The sequence below is a fragment of the Rhodoferax sp. ZS1R8 genome, from assembly GCF_056521325.1.
On record NZ_JBWMBA010000003.1, the window covers coordinates 653,242 to 668,749 of the forward strand.

Consider the following 15,508-nt stretch of genomic DNA (forward strand, 5'->3'; position numbering starts at 1 on the left):
GCCCAAGCCTTCTGCTCCGTGTCCCCCGCCCGCTTTGCGGGCTCCTCCTTTACCTGCGCAGAAGGCTTGGGCGCCCTGGCCCCTAGACCTTGGTGAGGAGCGCGTTGATCAGTCGGTCCACATCCGCGTCGCTATGTGCTGCTGACAGTGAGATGCGCAAGCGCGCCGTACTGGCCGGCACGGTAGGAGGGCGAATCGCCGGCACCCAGATGCCGTGTGCCCACAGCTGGTCCATGCGCTCCAGCGCTTGCGCGTTTTCGCCGATCACCAGCGGCTGTATGGGAGTGATCGAGGGCAGCAGTTGACCCACGTCCGCGCGGTCGGCCAAGGCCGCGCGCAATTGCGCCGCGTGCGACTGCAGGCGCTGGCGCCGCCAACCCTCGGTCTGTATCACGTGCAGGCTGGCCCGCAAGGCCTCGGTCACCATGGCTGGCGATGTGGTCGCAAAAATATAGCTGCGTGCACGCTGCATCACCAACTCCACGACTCGGGCATCGCCGGCGACAAAGGCACCGGCTGAACCAGCGGCCTTGCTGAGCGTGCCCATCAGGATCAGGCGCGGCGATTGCACGCCAAAATGCTCCGCAATGCCGCGGCCGCTGGCACCCAACACGCCAAAGCCATGCGCGTCGTCGACCAGCAGCAATGCGTCGTACTGTTCGGCCAGGCGCACCAGCGCGGGCAGGTCGGCAATGTCACCATCCATACTGAAGACGGCGTCGGTAACGATCAGCTTGCGGCGCGCCGCGGATGCCTGCAGCAGACTCTCCAGCGCCCGCAGGTCCGCGTGCCGGTAGACGCCGATCTGCGCGCGCGACAGGCGGGCGCCGTCGATCAAGCTGGCATGGTTGAGTGCGTCGCAAAACACGGCGTCTTCACGGCCCACCAGTGTCGGCACCAGACCCACATTGGCCGTGAACCCGGACGCGAAATACAGCGCGCGGGGCAGGCCCAAAAACTCCGCCAGTTCGGCCTCCAGCGCTTCGTGCGACGCGCTGTGGCCACACACCAGCGGTGACGCAGTGGCGCCTACGCCCCAGCGGCTCGCGGCCTGTTGTGCGGCCTCTACCACCGCCGGATGCTGGCTCAGACCCAGGTAGTCGTTGCCACAAAAGGCCAGCATGTCGCGGCCATCCACGCGCAGGTAGGCGCCCTGCACCGCTTGCACGGTACGGCGCACGCGCAGCAATTTCGCGCTATCCAGCGAGTCAATCTCTTCGGAAAGGCTGTCGAGCACGCTCATGCAAAAAATTCCTGCGGCAAGTCAAAGTGCGCGGCCATCTGCTGCGCGTCAGGTGCGGCGCTATGCGGCAGGTCGGCGAGGCACGGCACGTTCAGTTGCGATTGCAGCCAGGCGATATTGGCCTGCTGCTCCGGCATATTCGGATCAATATGGTTGGCCACCCAGCCCGCCAAGCGCAGGCCGCGGGTGGTGATGGATTCTGCCGTCAGCACGGCATGGTTCAAGCAGCCCAGGCGCAGGCCGACGACCAGCACCACGGGCAGGTCCAGCGCCACAGCCAGGTCCGCACCATCCTGCGTATCGGACAGCGGCACACGAAAGCCACCTGCGCCCTCTACAACCAGCGCATCGGTCTGCGCACGCAGCTTGGTGCAGGCGTCCACGACGGTGTTCAGCTCAATGCTGACGCCGTCCCGCTGTGCCGCGATATGGGGCGACACTGGTGCGTGCAGTAAATAGGGGTTGACCAAAGACCGCGGCAAATCCACCGTTGCGGCGGCTTGCAAAGCCAGCACATCTTCATTGCTCCACCCACCGTCAGGTGCACGCTCCGAACCGGCGGCTACCGGCTTCATGCCAGCGATGCGGCCATAACGCGCACGCAGATGAACCATCAGCGCGCACGCCACCAGCGACTTGCCCACACCCGTGTCGGTGCCAGTCACAAACCACGCGGCGCCTTGGGGCATCGCCCCGCTTTGCAGGATGCTCATGTCAGCGCGCAGTGCAAAGCCTGCAGACTGCCCTCCACCAGATGGGCCATATCCGCATCGTTTATGACATACGGTGGCATGAAATACAGCGTGCGGCCTATAGGACGCAAGAGCAGCCCTCGGTCCAGCGCGGCATGGTGGAAGCGGCGCGAAAACAGCGGGTCTTCGGTCACCGCATCCCATGCCCAAATCATGCCCAGACGGCGGGCGTTCTGCAGGCTGGGATGTGCGTCCAACGGCTGCGCAGCTTGGCTCAGGCGCTGGGCCGTGTCGCGGTTACGTAACAATTGGGCATCGTCCAGCAAATCCAGCGTGGCCAATGCCGCACGGCACGCCAGCGGGTTGCCGGTGTACGAGTGTGAGTGCAGAAACCCCCGAGCCGTGTCGTCATCGTAAAACGCCGCGTAGATCGCATCGGTGGTCAGCACGGCCGACAAAGGCAAAGTGCCACCGGTCAGGCCCTTGGACAGGCAGATGAAGTCAGCACGTATGCCGGCCAATTCACACGCAAAACGCTCGCCGGTGCGACCAAAGCCGGTAGCGATTTCGTCAGCAATCAGGTGCACTTCATACTCCGTGCAAAGAGCCCGCGCACGGCGCAGATAGTGCGGGTGGTAGATGGCCATGCCGGCAGCACACTGCACCATGGGCTCGACGATCAGCGCAGCGGTTTGCGCATGGTTTTGCTGCAGCCAAATCTCCAGCCCCTGCGCCGCCGACTCGGCATGTTGCTCGGCATCCATGCCCGGCGCTGCCAGGCGCGCATCGGGGCTGGGCACCACGGCGCCACCGCGTACCAGGGGCGCGTAGGCACTGCGAAACAGCGGGATGTCGGTAACCGCCAGCGCGCCCACCGTCTCACCGTGGTAGCCCTGTGCCAGACTCACAAAGCCATTCTTCTCGGGCCGGCCCTGGTTGCCCCAGTAGTGCATGCTCATCTTCAACGCGATCTCGGTGGCGCTGGCGCCGTCGCTGGCATAGAAGGCGTGGCCCAGACCGGTCAACTGTGCCAAGCGCTCCGACAACTCAATGACAGGCTCGTGCGTCAACCCGGCCAACATCACATGGTCCAGGCGCTCCAATTGGTCGTGCAAAGCGGACTTGATGTGCGGGTGTCCATGGCCGAACAGATTGACCCACCAGGAGCTGACAGCATCCAGGTAGCGCTTGCCATCGGCATCAAACAGCCAGGCGCCCTCGCCGCGGACGATGGGCACCAGCGGCTGCGACTCGTGGTGTTTCATTTGCGTGCACGGGTGCCACACGGCGGCGCGGCTGCGTTGCAGCAAGGTTTCATTGCGGCTCGACGTCATAGTGTTCCCCTACTCGGCCACCGGCTCGTCCAGCCCCAGGGTCTTGACCCCGGCGTCGCTGTCGAATTCGCTGAAAGCCCATCGCCCATCCACCTGGATCACCTGGTCCGGCACTGGGCGTTCACTGGCCACAGAACCCACTAGCGCCTGGCGCATGCTGTCTATCCAGATCGGTAATGCCAGCGTGGCGCCAAATTCGCGGCCACCCAGGGAGCGGGGTTCGTCATAGCCCATCCACGCCACCGATACGATGTTGTTGGCATAACCGGCAAACCAGCCGTCCACTGCGTCGCTGGTCGTGCCGGTCTTGCCGGCCAAATCCTGGCGCGCGAGCTTCTGGTTGGCCGACGCGCCAGTCCCCGTGCGCGTCACTTCGCGCAGCATGCTGTCGGTGACAAAGGCATTGCGGGCATCGATCGCGCGCGCGCTTTCTGCCGGCGCAGGCGTGCGGTCCGATTCAAACAGCACCTTGCCCCGCCCATCGCTGACGCGCTGTACCAGCCAGGGCTTGACCAGGTAGCCTCCGTTGGCAAACACGCCGTACGCGCTGGCCATTTGCACCGGCGTGACGGAGCCAGTTCCCAACGCCAGCGTCAGGTTGGCGGGGTGCTTGTCTGCCTCGAAGCCAAAGCGCGGCAGATATTCCAGCGCATAGGGCACGCCTATGGCTTTTAGGATGCGCACCGACACCACGTTCTTGGACTGGGCCAGCGCGTCCTGCATACGGATGGGGCCGTCGTATTTGCCATCGTCGTTGCGCGGGTCCCACTTCAGGTTTTCGTTGGACGTAGCCGACAGTTGGACGTCATTGATGATGGTGGCCGGGGCAAAGCCACGCTCCAGCGCAGCGGAGTAGATGAAAGGCTTGATGGCCGAACCCGGCTGGCGCCAGGCGCTGGTAGCGTGGTTGAAGTTCTTGCGCCGAAAATCGAAGCCGCCCACCAGCGCGCGGTACGCGCCGCTCTGCGCGTTCAGCGAGACATAGGCCGCATCCACCTCCGGCATCTGCGACATCACCCACTTCTGCTTGGCGTTTTGCGTGACGCGTACCAGCGCTCCGGGGCGCAGGCGCACGGCCTTGTTGGCATTGGCCTGCAGGGCGCCCGCCGCAAACCCCAGCTCCGCGCCGCTGATCTGTATGGATTCGCCGGAGGCCAACTCAGCCTTCAGCGACTTGCCCGCCACCTCGGTCACGACCGCAGGCAGCAGGCCGTCGCTGGCTGGGTGTTTTTGTAGCAATGCGTCGATGGCGTCATCGCGCGCGTCCTCGTCTCCAGGCAACTCAATGAAAGCCTCAGGGCCGCGGTAGCCGTGGCGCTGGTCGTAGGCCAGCACATTGCGGCGCACCGCCTGGTACGCAGCCAACTGCTCTGCGTTGTTGACAGTGGTCACTACCTTCAGGCCCATCGTGTACGCGGCATCTTGGTACTGGGTCACCATATTCTGGCGGGCCATTTCGGCCACAAAGGCGGCGTGCGCCTCCACGCTGGGGCTGGTGCTGATGGGCATGGGCTCCACGCTGGCCTTGTCAAACTGGGCCTGGGTGATGTGGCCCAGGCGCAGCATGTTTTTCAACACCATCATTTGCCGCTTCTTAGCGCGCTCTGGGTTGACAGCCGGGTTGTGGCGCGAGGGGTTTTGCGGCAGACCGGCCAGCATCGCATGTTGCGCAATGCTCAACTCCGGCAAAGTCTTGCCGAAGTAGGTGCGCGCTGCGCTGGAGAAACCATAGCTGCGCTGACCCAGGTAGATCTGGTTCATGTACAGCTCCAATATCTTGTCTTTGGAGAGTGCGTTTTCGATGCGGTAGGACAGCAGGGTCTCCTTCAGCTTGCGCGGCAGCGTCCATTCCTGGTTCAAGAAAAAGGTGCGTGCCACCTGCATCGTGATCGTGGAGCCGCCCTGTTTGACGCCGCCGGTCACATCAGACACCAGCGCGCGCAAGACACCCTTGAAGTCCACGCCGCTGTGGCTGTAGAAGCGCTCGTCTTCGATGTCCAGCAAGGCGTTCTTCAGCATCTGCGGGGTGTCTTCGATGGACACAAAATCCCGGCGTTCCTGGCCAAATTCACCGATCAGCACGTTGTCCGCGGTGTAGATGCGCAAAGGTATTTTGGGCCGGTAATCGGTCACGGCTTCCAGGCTGGGCAAGCCTGGCGCCAGTACCAGCAAGGTGTAGCCCACGAGCAGCACGACGGTCAGCGCCACCAGCGCGGCAAAACCGATCATCCATTGCACGAGTGGCTTGTCTTTGATAGAAATCATGAAGAGAGACTGGGTTAAGGGGGCAGCGCTGTACAGCGCTTTGGCGGGGCGTATTGTGGCCGAGGAATGGCCGGGTCGTTAAAATCGGAGCTTCTACCATCCCCCAGCCTCCTTTCATCCCATGTCCCCCACTACCGCACCCCGCACATCCGTGCCCACCGTTCTGGTGACGGGCGCTGCCAAGCGCCTGGGCCGCGATATCGCGCTGGCGCTGGCAGCGGCTGGCTGGCGTGTCGCCGTGCACTACCGGGGTTCGCTGGAAGATGCTACAAAAACCGTAGCTGCTTGTGGCCACCTGACTGGGGGTGCAGCCGCTTTTCATGCTGACCTTTCCGACGAAACCGCGGTGCGCAACCTGCTGCCAACCGTCATCCAATCCATGGGGCATGTGGACGCCGTGGTCAACAGCGCATCCACGTTTGAGCATGACAGCAGCGCCACTTTCAGCTTTGCGGCACTGGAAAAGCACATGCGCAGCAACGCCGGCGCGCCGATTCTGTTGGCCCAGGCCCTGCATGCGCACCTGAGTCAGCGCCGGCCCGGTGCAGCCCCTGGGACACAGCCCTTCGGTGGCGCAGTCGTAAATTTGCTGGACCAAAAGCTGTGGAACCAGAACCCCGATTTCGTCAGCTACACCCTGTCCAAGGCCGCTTTGGAGGCCGCCAACACCATGCTGGCCATGGCCCTGAGCCCGCTGGTGCGCGTCGTCGGCGTGGCGCCGGGCCTGACGCTGACCAGCCATATGCTCAGCGATGATAAGTTCCAGGCCCTGCACAAGCTGTCGCCGCTGGGCCGATCTTCTACCCCGCAGGACGTAGCGGCCACCGTGCTGTTTGCTCTGACCAACCAATCCATCACCGGCACCACGCTGCTGGTCGACGGCGGCCAACACCTGATGCGCTTTGAGCGCGATTTTTCCCTGATGTGAAAGCCTTACCAACCATGCAACACACCACGGGAAACCAGACACTGACGCTGACCGGCCTGCGCTTCAATGCCAACCTGGGCATTCTGGAGTCCGAAAAACTCGCGCCCCAGCCGATACAGGTAGACGCCGAGTTGAGCCTGGGCGCCCAGCCCCTGCTGCCACATGACGACGATATCCACCACGTGCTGGACTACCGCAAGGTGCGCCAGATCATCATCAACGAATGCACGGCCGAACACGTGAACCTGTTGGAGACCCTGATCGGCAAGCTGGCCCACCGCCTGATGCAACTGCCCGGCGTGCTGGGCGTGCGCGTCAAGATCGCCAAGCTGGAGATTTTTGACGACTGCGAAGTGGCGATCCGCGTCGAAGCGGGCCAGTGGTAAGGCAGTAGATGTCTTCCAAGCAGTGGGCCGGGCTGTTGGTATTTTCGGCCTTGATGGTGGTCTTTGTTGTGTACCACAACGACGATCAGCGCACGAAGCCCGCAAATCCATCGATCAAATCGCCCGATGCCGCGTCGGTAAGCACTCTTGCTTCGCGTTTGCCCACCAGCAGCACTTGGGATGGAGGATCAACCGCTAATGGCTTGACAGACGGGGAGCCGCCAGCCTTTGACGAATCTTTGTGCAAAGCCTTGTCGTTAAGCTTGGTTGCTCGAGCAGCCTTCATGGCAAAAATACAGTTGGCATACCTTGAAAGCGCCTCGGAAATTGATCGACTATTGACCCGCGCTGTCGCCGCCAATGACCCGCTGGAACGGGCTGCTGCACTGTATGTAAGCGCGCAATTCCTAGAGGCAAAAGTCAGAGCCGAATTTGACAGGCAGCATCAAAACTGTGAAGACACCGAGCTCTGCCTGCAACAAGCAAACGCCACATCCGCAGCCGCAATGTTCAAAAACATTGACGAAATCGCCAAACTTGCGATCTATTCCACCGACCCACGGCAATACGCGCTCGCCTTCCATGCCTGCCAAAGACAAGCCCGCCCAGTAAGGGGCTATTGCTCTCAAATTTCTGCAACTCAATGGGCTCACAGAGACCCCGGCAACGGCACTGCGTGGCTTTATGTTGCTGGTCAAGCGTCAAACGAGAGAAGAAATGGCGAGTTTGAGGAAGCGATGTTCCGATTCTCACGCGCAAAAAAATTCGATTTAGGCCTGTCGTCACTGTCGCGACTGCAAAGTAGCGAGTCGATGCAGAGTGACAACGTCACAGTTCGCCCCGCGGTGACCAAGCTAGTCAACGGTGTGTTCACCAACCTCACCCTGCCGGAATACAAAAGCGGAATGGACTATTGCCAAACCACCGCTTTGCGCGACCCCAATCGCAGGCAAGTCTGCAATGACATAGGCGCGAATTTGATTCGTGACCAGAGTTCCCTCATCAGCCGGGCCTTGGGCGTAAAGTTAGGTGAACGTTTGGGCTGGGGAGACCAAGTACTGAACCCCTTACGTGAAGAACTAGATGCATTTCGTGCACTTGAAATGGCGCGACCCGATACATTGCCGTCAGCGTCCGCCAACCCTGAGAATCAGAAACTGGGTGCCTGTCTCGCCGCAGTTCAAATGACAAGCCACCTTGAAAACCGAATCCGGCTGGGCGAAGTTGCCTCAATGAAGATTGAATTGGACGCACAGCCATTGACACGCGACGCACTCGCCAAACAGTACCGCGTCTTTGCACAGCAGGAATTGGGCATACGCGAAACGAAGGCGGGTGTATCTCAAGCAAACTGAGGTGCAAAACCTCAAATAAATGCATAGTGCATAAGAGTTATAAGATAAAACCAAACCCAACCAACAGGCGCTGTTTCAGACGTCCATGAACACGTGTCACTGGAAAGCTAGGAAATTAGCGGCTACAGCTGGCGATTGAATCCGTACTGCGCCCGTTGCTTGACTGGACCGTCTCTCAGTGGGGTTATTTCTCAATCGGCCAGGTAGCCCTAGCACAAGAGGCTTCAATCGCTAACAGACGCGCTAGTGCCAGTTGCTAGCTGAAACGATAAAAATATTAAAATACTGGGTTACGTGCCTCGACTGGCATCCTTGATCCAGGCTCCAACACCGGCCGCGCAGGTGTCGCAGTGGTTCCCCGCAGCAGAATTCAAGCCCAAGCGCAACCCATTACTAGCCCTTACACCTGTCGATGATTTGATAACTCCATGAACGCAGATACCAAAGCTGAACAATCCGCACTGGAACGCGCCGCCCACGAAACCCACAAGCTGGAAAAGCGCCTGTGCCGCCAGGTGGGGCAGGCCATCATCGACTTCAACATGATTGAGGAAGGTGACCGCATCATGGTGTGCATGTCCGGCGGCAAAGACAGCTACGGCATGCTCGACATCCTGCTGAAAATGCAGCAGCGCGCGCCGATAAACTTCGAGATCGTCGCCGTGAACCTGGACCAGAAGCAGCCCGGCTTCCCCGACCACATCCTGCCTGAGTATCTGAAAAACCTGGGTGTGGAGTACCACATCGAGACGCAGGACACCTACTCCATCGTCAAGAAAAACATTCCCGAAGGCAAGACCATGTGCAGCCTGTGCAGCCGCCTGCGCCGGGGCATTTTGTACAACGTGGCGCGCAAGCTCAAATGCAACAAGCTGGCGCTGGGCCATCACCGCGACGATATGTTGCAGACCTTCTTCTTGAACATGTTCTTCGGCGGTAAGCTGAAGGGCATGCCACCCAAGCTCAACAGCGACAACGGCGAATTCATCGTCATCCGCCCGCTGGCCTACGTGGCCGAGAAAGACCTGATCCGTTGGGCCGCGCACCGCCAGTTCCCCATCATCCCGTGCACACTGTGCGGCAGCCAGCAAAACCTGCAGCGCGTGCAGATCGGCAAGATGCTGCGCGAGTGGGAGAAGCAATACCCCGGCCGCGCCGAAACCATGTTCACTGCGCTGCAAAACGTTGTGCCATCGCACCTGATGGACCACACCAAACACGACTTCAAGGCCATCAAGGCCACCGGCATACCCGACGCTGACGGCGACACCGCCTTTGACCAGGAAGAGCCCGTAGCGCCCAAGCTGTCAGGCCTGCCCGGTCTGTCGGTCCTGATGGCGTGAGCCCCGCGCAGATGACTGGCGCGACCCGCATCATCGCCATACGCCATGGCGAGACCGCGTGGAACGTGGAGACAAGGCTGCAAGGCCACCTGGACATTGGCCTGAACGCACGTGGACAGTGGCAGGCCGAGCGTGCCGCCGAGGCCTTGGCCGACGAAGAGATGGCCGCCATCTACAGCAGTGATTTGACCCGCGCCTTTGCCACCGCAACGGCCATCTCCAACCGCAACGCCAGCCCTGGCGCACGCCCCGTGCATGCCCACGCCGGCCTGCGCGAACGCGGCTTCGGCATTTTTGAAGGCCTGACCTATGCGCAGGTCGCCTCTGACTGGCCCGAGGAATCGCTGCGCTGGCGCCAGCGTGACCCGAACTTTGCCCCGCGCGGCGGCGAATCGCTGGTGCAGGTGCGCGACCGTATTGCCAGCACGGTCAACATCCTGGCCGGTTTGCATGTGGGCGAGCAGATCGTGCTGGTGGCGCACGGCGGCGTCATGGACGCGCTGTACCGCCTGGCAACACGGCAAGAGATTGAATCGCCTCGCACCTGGGACCTGGGCAATGCGTCCATCAACCGACTGCTGTGGACGCCCGATGGATTGAGCTTGGTCGGCTGGTCCGACACCCGCCATTTGGACGACGCGACACTAGACGAGACAAGCACATGAAATTGCCCCCACGCTCCGCCGCTGCGCGGGTCGCTGCCCCCCCGAGGGGGCTAAATCCGCTTGGGGCGGCCCGGCGCGGATTTGTCGGCTCAACTAAGCTAAACAAAGGAATATCACCATGCAAACCAAAGCCGCCGTCGCCTGGAAATCGGGCCAACCGCTGACCATAGAAACCGTAGATCTGCAAGGCCCCAAGTTCGGCGAGGTTTTGGTGGAGATCAAGGCCTCCGGCATTTGCCACACCGACTACTACACGCTAAGTGGCGCCGATCCTGAGGGCATCTTCCCCGCCATCCTGGGGCATGAAGGCGCGGGCATCGTGGTGGACGTAGGCCCCGGTGTGACGACGCTCAAGAAGGGCGACCACGTCATTCCGCTGTACACCCCCGAGTGCCGCACCTGCAAGTTTTGCCTCTCCCGCAAGACCAATCTATGCCAGTTGATTCGCGGCACACAGGGCAAGGGCCTGATGCCCGACGCCACCAGCCGCTTCAGCCTCAATGGCGACCCCATCTTCCACTACATGGGCACCAGCACCTTCAGCAACCACACCGTGGTGCCCGAGATTGCGCTGGCCAAGATCCGCAGCGATGCGCCCTTTGACAAGGTTTGCTACATAGGCTGTGGCGTCACCACCGGCATTGGCGCAGTCATCTTCACCGCCAAGGTAGAAGCGGGTGCCAACGCCGTGGTCTTTGGCCTGGGCGGCATTGGCCTGAACGTGATCCAGGGCCTGAAGATGGTGGGTGCCGACAAGATCATTGGGGTGGACATCAACCCCGCACGTGAGGCGATGGCCCGCCAGTTTGGCATGACACATTTCATCAACCCCAAGGACATCGAAGCGGCGGGTGGCAATGTAGTGGATGCGATCGTGCAACTGACCGATGGCGGTGCCGACTACAGTTTTGAGTGCATTGGCAACACCCACGTCATGCGCCAGGCACTGGAGTGCACGCACAAGGGCTGGGGCCGCAGCATCATCATCGGCGTAGCCGAAGCCGGTGCCGAGATCAGCACGCGGCCGTTTCAACTGGTCACCGGCCGCAAGTGGGAAGGCTCAGCCTTTGGCGGCGCACGCGGCCGTACCGATGTACCCAAAATTGTGGACTGGTACATGGACGGCAAGATCAATATCGACAGCCTGATCACCCACACCATGCCGCTGGAAGACATCAACAAGGGATTCGATCTGATGAAGAGCGGCGAGTCCATCCGCGGCGTCGTTTTGTTTTGACCAATCAGGCTGTAGCCCCCGCCGGTATAGCGTAAGCAGCTATGCATTCAATAGCACAATGACTAAGCCATCGTTGACACTCCTGAGCGAGCATGCCTGCTTTGGCGGCGTGCAGCGCTTTTACCAGCATGACTCGGCTGCCATCGGCTTGCCGATGAGGTTCTCCGTCTACCTGCCGCCACAAGCGAGCAGCCACCCGGTTCCCGGTCTGCTGTACCTGGCGGGGCTGACCTGCACCGAAGAAACCTTTATGACCAAAGCCGGCGCGCAGCGTGTCGCCGCTGAACTGGGCCTGGCGCTGATCGCACCCGACACCAGCCCGCGCGGTGCAGGCGTTGCCGGTGAAGCCGATAGCTGGGACTTGGGACTGGGCGCAGGCTTCTACCTGGATGCGACGCAGGCCCCCTGGGCCATGCACTACCGCATGGAGAGCTACCTGCTGCAAGACCTGGTGCCGCTGATTGGCGACGCGTTGCCCATAGACACAGAGCGATTGGGGATAACCGGTCACTCCATGGGCGGCCATGGCGCGCTGACGCTGGCGCTGCGCCACCCGGGCCGGTTCCGATCGCTGTCTGCGTTGGCGCCCATCTGTGCACCCAGCCAGTGCCCCTGGGGCCACAAGGCTTTCAGCGCGTATCTGGGCAATGCGGTGGATGCTTGGCAGCAACACGATGCATCGGCGCTGATGGGCTTGCGCAGCAGCCCGCTGTTTGCGCAGGGCATCCTCATCGACCAGGGCTTGGGCGACAAGTTTCTGGAGACCCAGCTGCACCCGCACCTGTTGGAGCAAGCCTGCGCGCAGGCCGGGCAGCCGTTGACACTACGCCGCCACGCGGGCTATGACCACGGTTACTACTTCATCAGCAGTTTTATCGAAAGCCATTTACGCCACCACGCGGCGGTGAATAGGTGATCCCGATGCGCGACTTAATGCACGGGCCTAGAACTCGCCACCGCGCTCAGCTTTCTGCTCAGTAGGGCGACGCCGGGGTCCTCGCGGTCGAGATTCCTCAATACCGAGAGCTGTTTATTGGCCGCTTCGCGCTGGCCATTCAGTGAGTAAGCCAAGGACAAGTGGTAGTGGATTTCCTCAAACCCCGTGGTCAGTGACTCCGCACGCTCCAGAGCGCTGACTGCAGCACCAAACCGTGCCTCCCGCAGCGCGATGATCCCCCGGCTCAGCCAATAGTAGGGGTCCTCATCCTGGCGTTTGGCCAGCAGTTGTGCGTAGTATTGCGCCTCGCTATTGCGCCCTTGTGTCAACAACAACTGATGGAGACTGCGCATCGGCCCGTAGTACGCGGCACCGAGCGACATGGCGTGCCTCAGCAACTGCTCGGCCCCAGGCAACTGGCCCCTTCGGATGTAGAGCTGCGCCAGATTGGCAACCGCAGGGGAAAAATTCGGAGCAGCGTCGATGGCAGCGCGGTAGTACGCGTACGCGCGGGCATCGTCTTTCTGTACCAAGTACTCGGTCCCACGGTTGTTGTAAAAGCGCGCGAGGATTTCTTCTTCCGACAGCCGCCGACCATGCCGACGCGAGCCTACCTGCGGTTCGAAGTCGATGACGAAACTTCCAACCCCAAAGACTTGGCCATTGAGCAGGACTTCCGACTCGTTGCGGACGACGACGTTGACATGGCCACTGACGAAATCGACGCCATCACGCCGGTCTACGGCGGCGGGGACGTCAACTTCCTGCATCTGCGCATCAATGCCCAGGAATCGCGCCGCGGCATACGCAAGAACAGTAAGGGAGAGGCAATCACCACGCTTGTTGCGCCAGGTCTCTGAGGCGTTGGTGGTATGCCCAGTGGCATAGGACAGTTGTATTCCATTGCGCCCATACAGCCGCGCAACCAGTTTGTTAAGGCGGCGCTCGGAGGAACGAACGCCTCCATCGTCTGCGCGCAGGCTCTGCACGATCTCAGGGTCCAGCGCAAACAAGTCCTCTTTCGTCTCGGTCACTAGCGAACGGTCGTAGTCAAAGAGCTTGTCCTGCCACACGGCAGCAGGCGGCGCGCTGTACGTGACGGGGGCGGCACAGCCACCCAAAGAAAGCGCCACACACAGGGCCAGGCAAAGCTTCCTGGTTTTCATAGACTCTCTCACTTTGATACGTACACCGCCAAAGTATGGGCGCGAGGGCCCCTGGGGTCAAGCGCGACGGACGGCGCCCAACCCATCGCGGCGACCCGCACATAGGGTTGCCCCGTATTTTGCAAAGCATCCGCTCGGCGAAAATACGGGTATGAGCAAAGTCATTGTTTTCGCCACCCCCGTTTTTCTGCTGCTGATCGCGCTGGAAATGCTGTGGAGCCGCCGCCCCAGTAGCCGCACCGCCGGGCAAAGGCCCTACAGGCTGAACGACGCCATCAACAGCATCAGCCTGGGCATGCTGAGCCAGGTCACTGGACTCTTGAGCAAACTGTTCAGCATCGGCATTTATGTGCTGACCTTCAACGCATTGGCGCTATATCCGCAACTGGAGTTTTGGAGCACCTGGTACGGCATGCTGCTGGCGCTGGTGTTCTACGACTTTTGCTACTACTGGCTGCACCGGGCGGGACACGAGGTAGCGCTGTTTTGGGCCGCGCATGTGGTGCACCACCAGAGCCAAAACTACAACCTGACCACTGCGCTGCGCCAGACATCCACCGGCTTTTTGTTTGGCTGGATCTTCTACCTGCCGATGGCACTGGCCGGCGTGCCGCCCGTGGTGTTTGGCACCGTGGCGCTGATCGACCTGCTGTACCAGTTCTGGGTGCACACTGAGCAAGTGGGCAAGCTCGGCTGGTTTGACCGGGTGTTCTGCTCGCCCAGCAACCACCGCGTGCACCATGCAGTGAATGACCCGTACATTGACAAGAACTACGGCGGCATCCTGGTACTGTGGGACCGCCTGTTTGGCACATTCCGCGAAGAGACCGAGCCCTGCGTCTACGGCACCCGTGGCCTACTTAACAGCTGGGACCCGCTGTGGGCCAACGCCGACACCTATTGGTCGCTGGTCAAGGACTCGTGGCGCACGCCCAACTGGGGTGACAAGATCAAACTCTGGTTCAAGCCCCCCGGCTGGCAAAGCGCCGAGATGGCCCGCACGCAGCCCAAGCCGGCCTTCGCGCTGGCATCGGTGTCGCTGTATGACCCGCCGCTCAGCAAGGGACAGCAATGGTTTGCCGGCCTGCAGTTTGCGATGGCCCTGGTCGCGGTGCCAGCCCTGCTGTGGCATGTAGACACCTTAGCTTTTGGCCAAGTCGCCATTTGGGGCGCCGCAATAGCGGCCGGCCTGTGGGCCAACGGCCACTTCATGCACGGCAGGCTGTCCATGCTGGAGGTGCTGGTGGTAGAAAGCGGCACCCTGGCCACGCTCGGTGCCTTGGGGCTGATGGATGGCTATATGCTCTTCAAACCGCTGACCATGGTGATCGCTATCATTTTCATAGCTGCTCGTGGTCACTCCACGGGGGCTACAGGCCGATTTACCGCATTGCTGATCGCTGCGCTGGTGTTCTCGCTGGTCGGGGACGTGTTCCTCATGCTGCCCGGAAACTACTTCATACCCGGTCTGGCGTCCTTCCTGGTGGCGCACCTGTTCTACATCGCGTTGTTCGGCCAGGGCCAGACCTGGTTCCCCAGCAAGAAGGCGCTGGCCTGGGTGCTGGCCGTGGGAGCAACCATGTACGCCATCGTCTGGAGCGGCCTCAATGACCCGGTGCTGAAGATCGCTGTGGCGGCCTACGTCTGCGTCATCGCGCTGATGGCGGCGCAGGCCATTGGCCGGGCCACCGCATCACCCGACGACGGTGGTGCCAGCTGGGTGGCGCTGGGCGCTTGCATCTTCATGGTCAGCGATTCACTGATCGCCATCAACAAGTTTGTAACGCCAGTGGCGCTGTCATCGCTGTGGATTCTGGCGACCTACTATGCGGCGCAACTGCTGATCGTGCACAACGCGCGCCCACCTCGCCCGTAGTCGCTCACCCCTAACCGGGTCCATCGCACAGACGGGGCTGCTACGATGAACCCGCCAATCCCGGCTGCCTGCGAAGACGAC

Annotated in this window: 13 protein-coding genes; 8 read left to right on the forward strand and 5 right to left on the reverse strand. The window is 61.4% G+C overall.

Annotation, left to right across the window (positions count from 1 at the left end; genetic code table 11):
* Nucleotides 1-82: 82 nt before the first annotated feature.
* From bioF to AC097P_RS13935, 4 genes are read right to left on the reverse strand one after another with little or no spacing between them, the layout of a single operon-like run.
* The gene (bioF, locus tag AC097P_RS13920; RefSeq protein ID WP_479611008.1) at nt 83-1,243 is read right to left on the reverse strand and encodes an 8-amino-7-oxononanoate synthase; all 1,161 of its coding nucleotides are present in this window, start codon (nt 1,241-1,243) and stop codon (nt 83-85) included.
* Nucleotides 1,240-1,956 carry a dethiobiotin synthase gene (bioD, locus tag AC097P_RS13925; protein ID WP_479611009.1) on the reverse strand — a complete coding sequence of 239 codons (717 nt, stop codon included), beginning with the start codon at nt 1,954-1,956 and terminating at the stop codon, nt 1,240-1,242. The genes bioF and bioD overlap by 4 nt, the downstream gene beginning before the upstream one ends.
* Nucleotides 1,953-3,269 (reverse strand): adenosylmethionine--8-amino-7-oxononanoate transaminase, encoded by a 1,317-nt coding sequence (gene bioA, locus AC097P_RS13930; protein WP_479611010.1) that lies wholly within the window; start codon nt 3,267-3,269, stop codon nt 1,953-1,955. The genes bioD and bioA overlap by 4 nt, the downstream gene beginning before the upstream one ends.
* A gap of 9 nt (nt 3,270-3,278) precedes the next feature.
* On the reverse strand, nt 3,279-5,534 hold the full coding sequence (locus AC097P_RS13935; RefSeq protein WP_479611011.1) for a penicillin-binding protein 1A: 2,256 nt from the start codon (nt 5,532-5,534) through the stop codon (nt 3,279-3,281).
* Between the two features lie 121 nt (nt 5,535-5,655).
* Here AC097P_RS13935 and AC097P_RS13940 point away from each other — a divergent pair, with 121 nt between their 5' ends.
* The 7 genes from AC097P_RS13940 (at nt 5,656) to fghA (ending at nt 12,364) form a co-directional block, all read left to right on the forward strand.
* A complete protein-coding gene (locus AC097P_RS13940) occupies nt 5,656-6,462 on the forward strand; it encodes an SDR family oxidoreductase (protein WP_479611012.1) in 807 nt (268 codons plus the stop codon).
* Nucleotides 6,463-6,476: 14 nt separating this feature from the next.
* On the forward strand, nt 6,477-6,848 hold the full coding sequence (locus AC097P_RS13945; RefSeq protein WP_479611013.1) for a dihydroneopterin aldolase: 372 nt from the start codon (nt 6,477-6,479) through the stop codon (nt 6,846-6,848).
* Between the two features lie 8 nt (nt 6,849-6,856).
* Nucleotides 6,857-8,203 carry a hypothetical protein gene (locus AC097P_RS13950; protein ID WP_479611014.1) on the forward strand — a complete coding sequence of 449 codons (1,347 nt, stop codon included), beginning with the start codon at nt 6,857-6,859 and terminating at the stop codon, nt 8,201-8,203.
* 428 nt (nt 8,204-8,631) lie between these two features.
* Nucleotides 8,632-9,546 carry a tRNA 2-thiocytidine(32) synthetase TtcA gene (gene ttcA, locus AC097P_RS13955; protein WP_479611015.1) on the forward strand — a complete coding sequence of 305 codons (915 nt, stop codon included), beginning with the start codon at nt 8,632-8,634 and terminating at the stop codon, nt 9,544-9,546.
* Nucleotides 9,547-9,557: 11 nt separating this feature from the next.
* Entirely contained in the window at nt 9,558-10,211 is a 654-nt protein-coding gene (locus AC097P_RS13960) for a histidine phosphatase family protein (protein WP_479611080.1), read from the forward strand.
* 118 nt (nt 10,212-10,329) lie between these two features.
* A complete protein-coding gene (locus AC097P_RS13965; RefSeq protein ID WP_479611016.1) occupies nt 10,330-11,448 on the forward strand; it encodes an S-(hydroxymethyl)glutathione dehydrogenase/class III alcohol dehydrogenase in 1,119 nt (372 codons plus the stop codon).
* Between the two features lie 58 nt (nt 11,449-11,506).
* Nucleotides 11,507-12,364 (forward strand): S-formylglutathione hydrolase, encoded by an 858-nt coding sequence (fghA, locus tag AC097P_RS13970; RefSeq protein WP_479611017.1) that lies wholly within the window; start codon nt 11,507-11,509, stop codon nt 12,362-12,364.
* Between the two features lie 14 nt (nt 12,365-12,378).
* Here fghA and AC097P_RS13975 read toward each other — a convergent pair whose 3' ends face one another.
* Nucleotides 12,379-13,551 carry a tetratricopeptide repeat protein gene (locus AC097P_RS13975; protein WP_479611018.1) on the reverse strand — a complete coding sequence of 391 codons (1,173 nt, stop codon included), beginning with the start codon at nt 13,549-13,551 and terminating at the stop codon, nt 12,379-12,381.
* A 151-nt stretch (nt 13,552-13,702) separates the two neighbouring features.
* Between AC097P_RS13975 and AC097P_RS13980 the strand changes: the two genes are divergently transcribed.
* A complete protein-coding gene (locus tag AC097P_RS13980; RefSeq protein WP_479611019.1) occupies nt 13,703-15,427 on the forward strand; it encodes a lysoplasmalogenase family protein in 1,725 nt (574 codons plus the stop codon).
* Nucleotides 15,428-15,508 lie beyond the last annotated feature (81 nt).

Coding starts and splice junctions, on each gene's coding strand:
- bioF (WP_479611008.1), bottom strand. CDS start 1,243: ATGAGCGTGCTCGACAGCCTTTCCGAAGAGATTGACTCGCTGGATAGC.
- bioD (WP_479611009.1), bottom strand. CDS start 1,956: ATGAGCATCCTGCAAAGCGGGGCGATGCCCCAAGGCGCCGCGTGGTTT.
- bioA (WP_479611010.1), bottom strand. CDS start 3,269: ATGACGTCGAGCCGCAATGAAACCTTGCTGCAACGCAGCCGCGCCGCC.
- AC097P_RS13935 (WP_479611011.1), bottom strand. CDS start 5,534: ATGATTTCTATCAAAGACAAGCCACTCGTGCAATGGATGATCGGTTTT.
- AC097P_RS13940 (WP_479611012.1), top strand. CDS start 5,656: ATGTCCCCCACTACCGCACCCCGCACATCCGTGCCCACCGTTCTGGTG.
- AC097P_RS13945 (WP_479611013.1), top strand. CDS start 6,477: ATGCAACACACCACGGGAAACCAGACACTGACGCTGACCGGCCTGCGC.
- AC097P_RS13950 (WP_479611014.1), top strand. CDS start 6,857: ATGTCTTCCAAGCAGTGGGCCGGGCTGTTGGTATTTTCGGCCTTGATG.
- ttcA (WP_479611015.1), top strand. CDS start 8,632: ATGAACGCAGATACCAAAGCTGAACAATCCGCACTGGAACGCGCCGCC.
- AC097P_RS13960 (WP_479611080.1), top strand. CDS start 9,558: ATGACTGGCGCGACCCGCATCATCGCCATACGCCATGGCGAGACCGCG.
- AC097P_RS13965 (WP_479611016.1), top strand. CDS start 10,330: ATGCAAACCAAAGCCGCCGTCGCCTGGAAATCGGGCCAACCGCTGACC.
- fghA (WP_479611017.1), top strand. CDS start 11,507: ATGACTAAGCCATCGTTGACACTCCTGAGCGAGCATGCCTGCTTTGGC.
- AC097P_RS13975 (WP_479611018.1), bottom strand. CDS start 13,551: ATGAAAACCAGGAAGCTTTGCCTGGCCCTGTGTGTGGCGCTTTCTTTG.
- AC097P_RS13980 (WP_479611019.1), top strand. CDS start 13,703: ATGAGCAAAGTCATTGTTTTCGCCACCCCCGTTTTTCTGCTGCTGATC.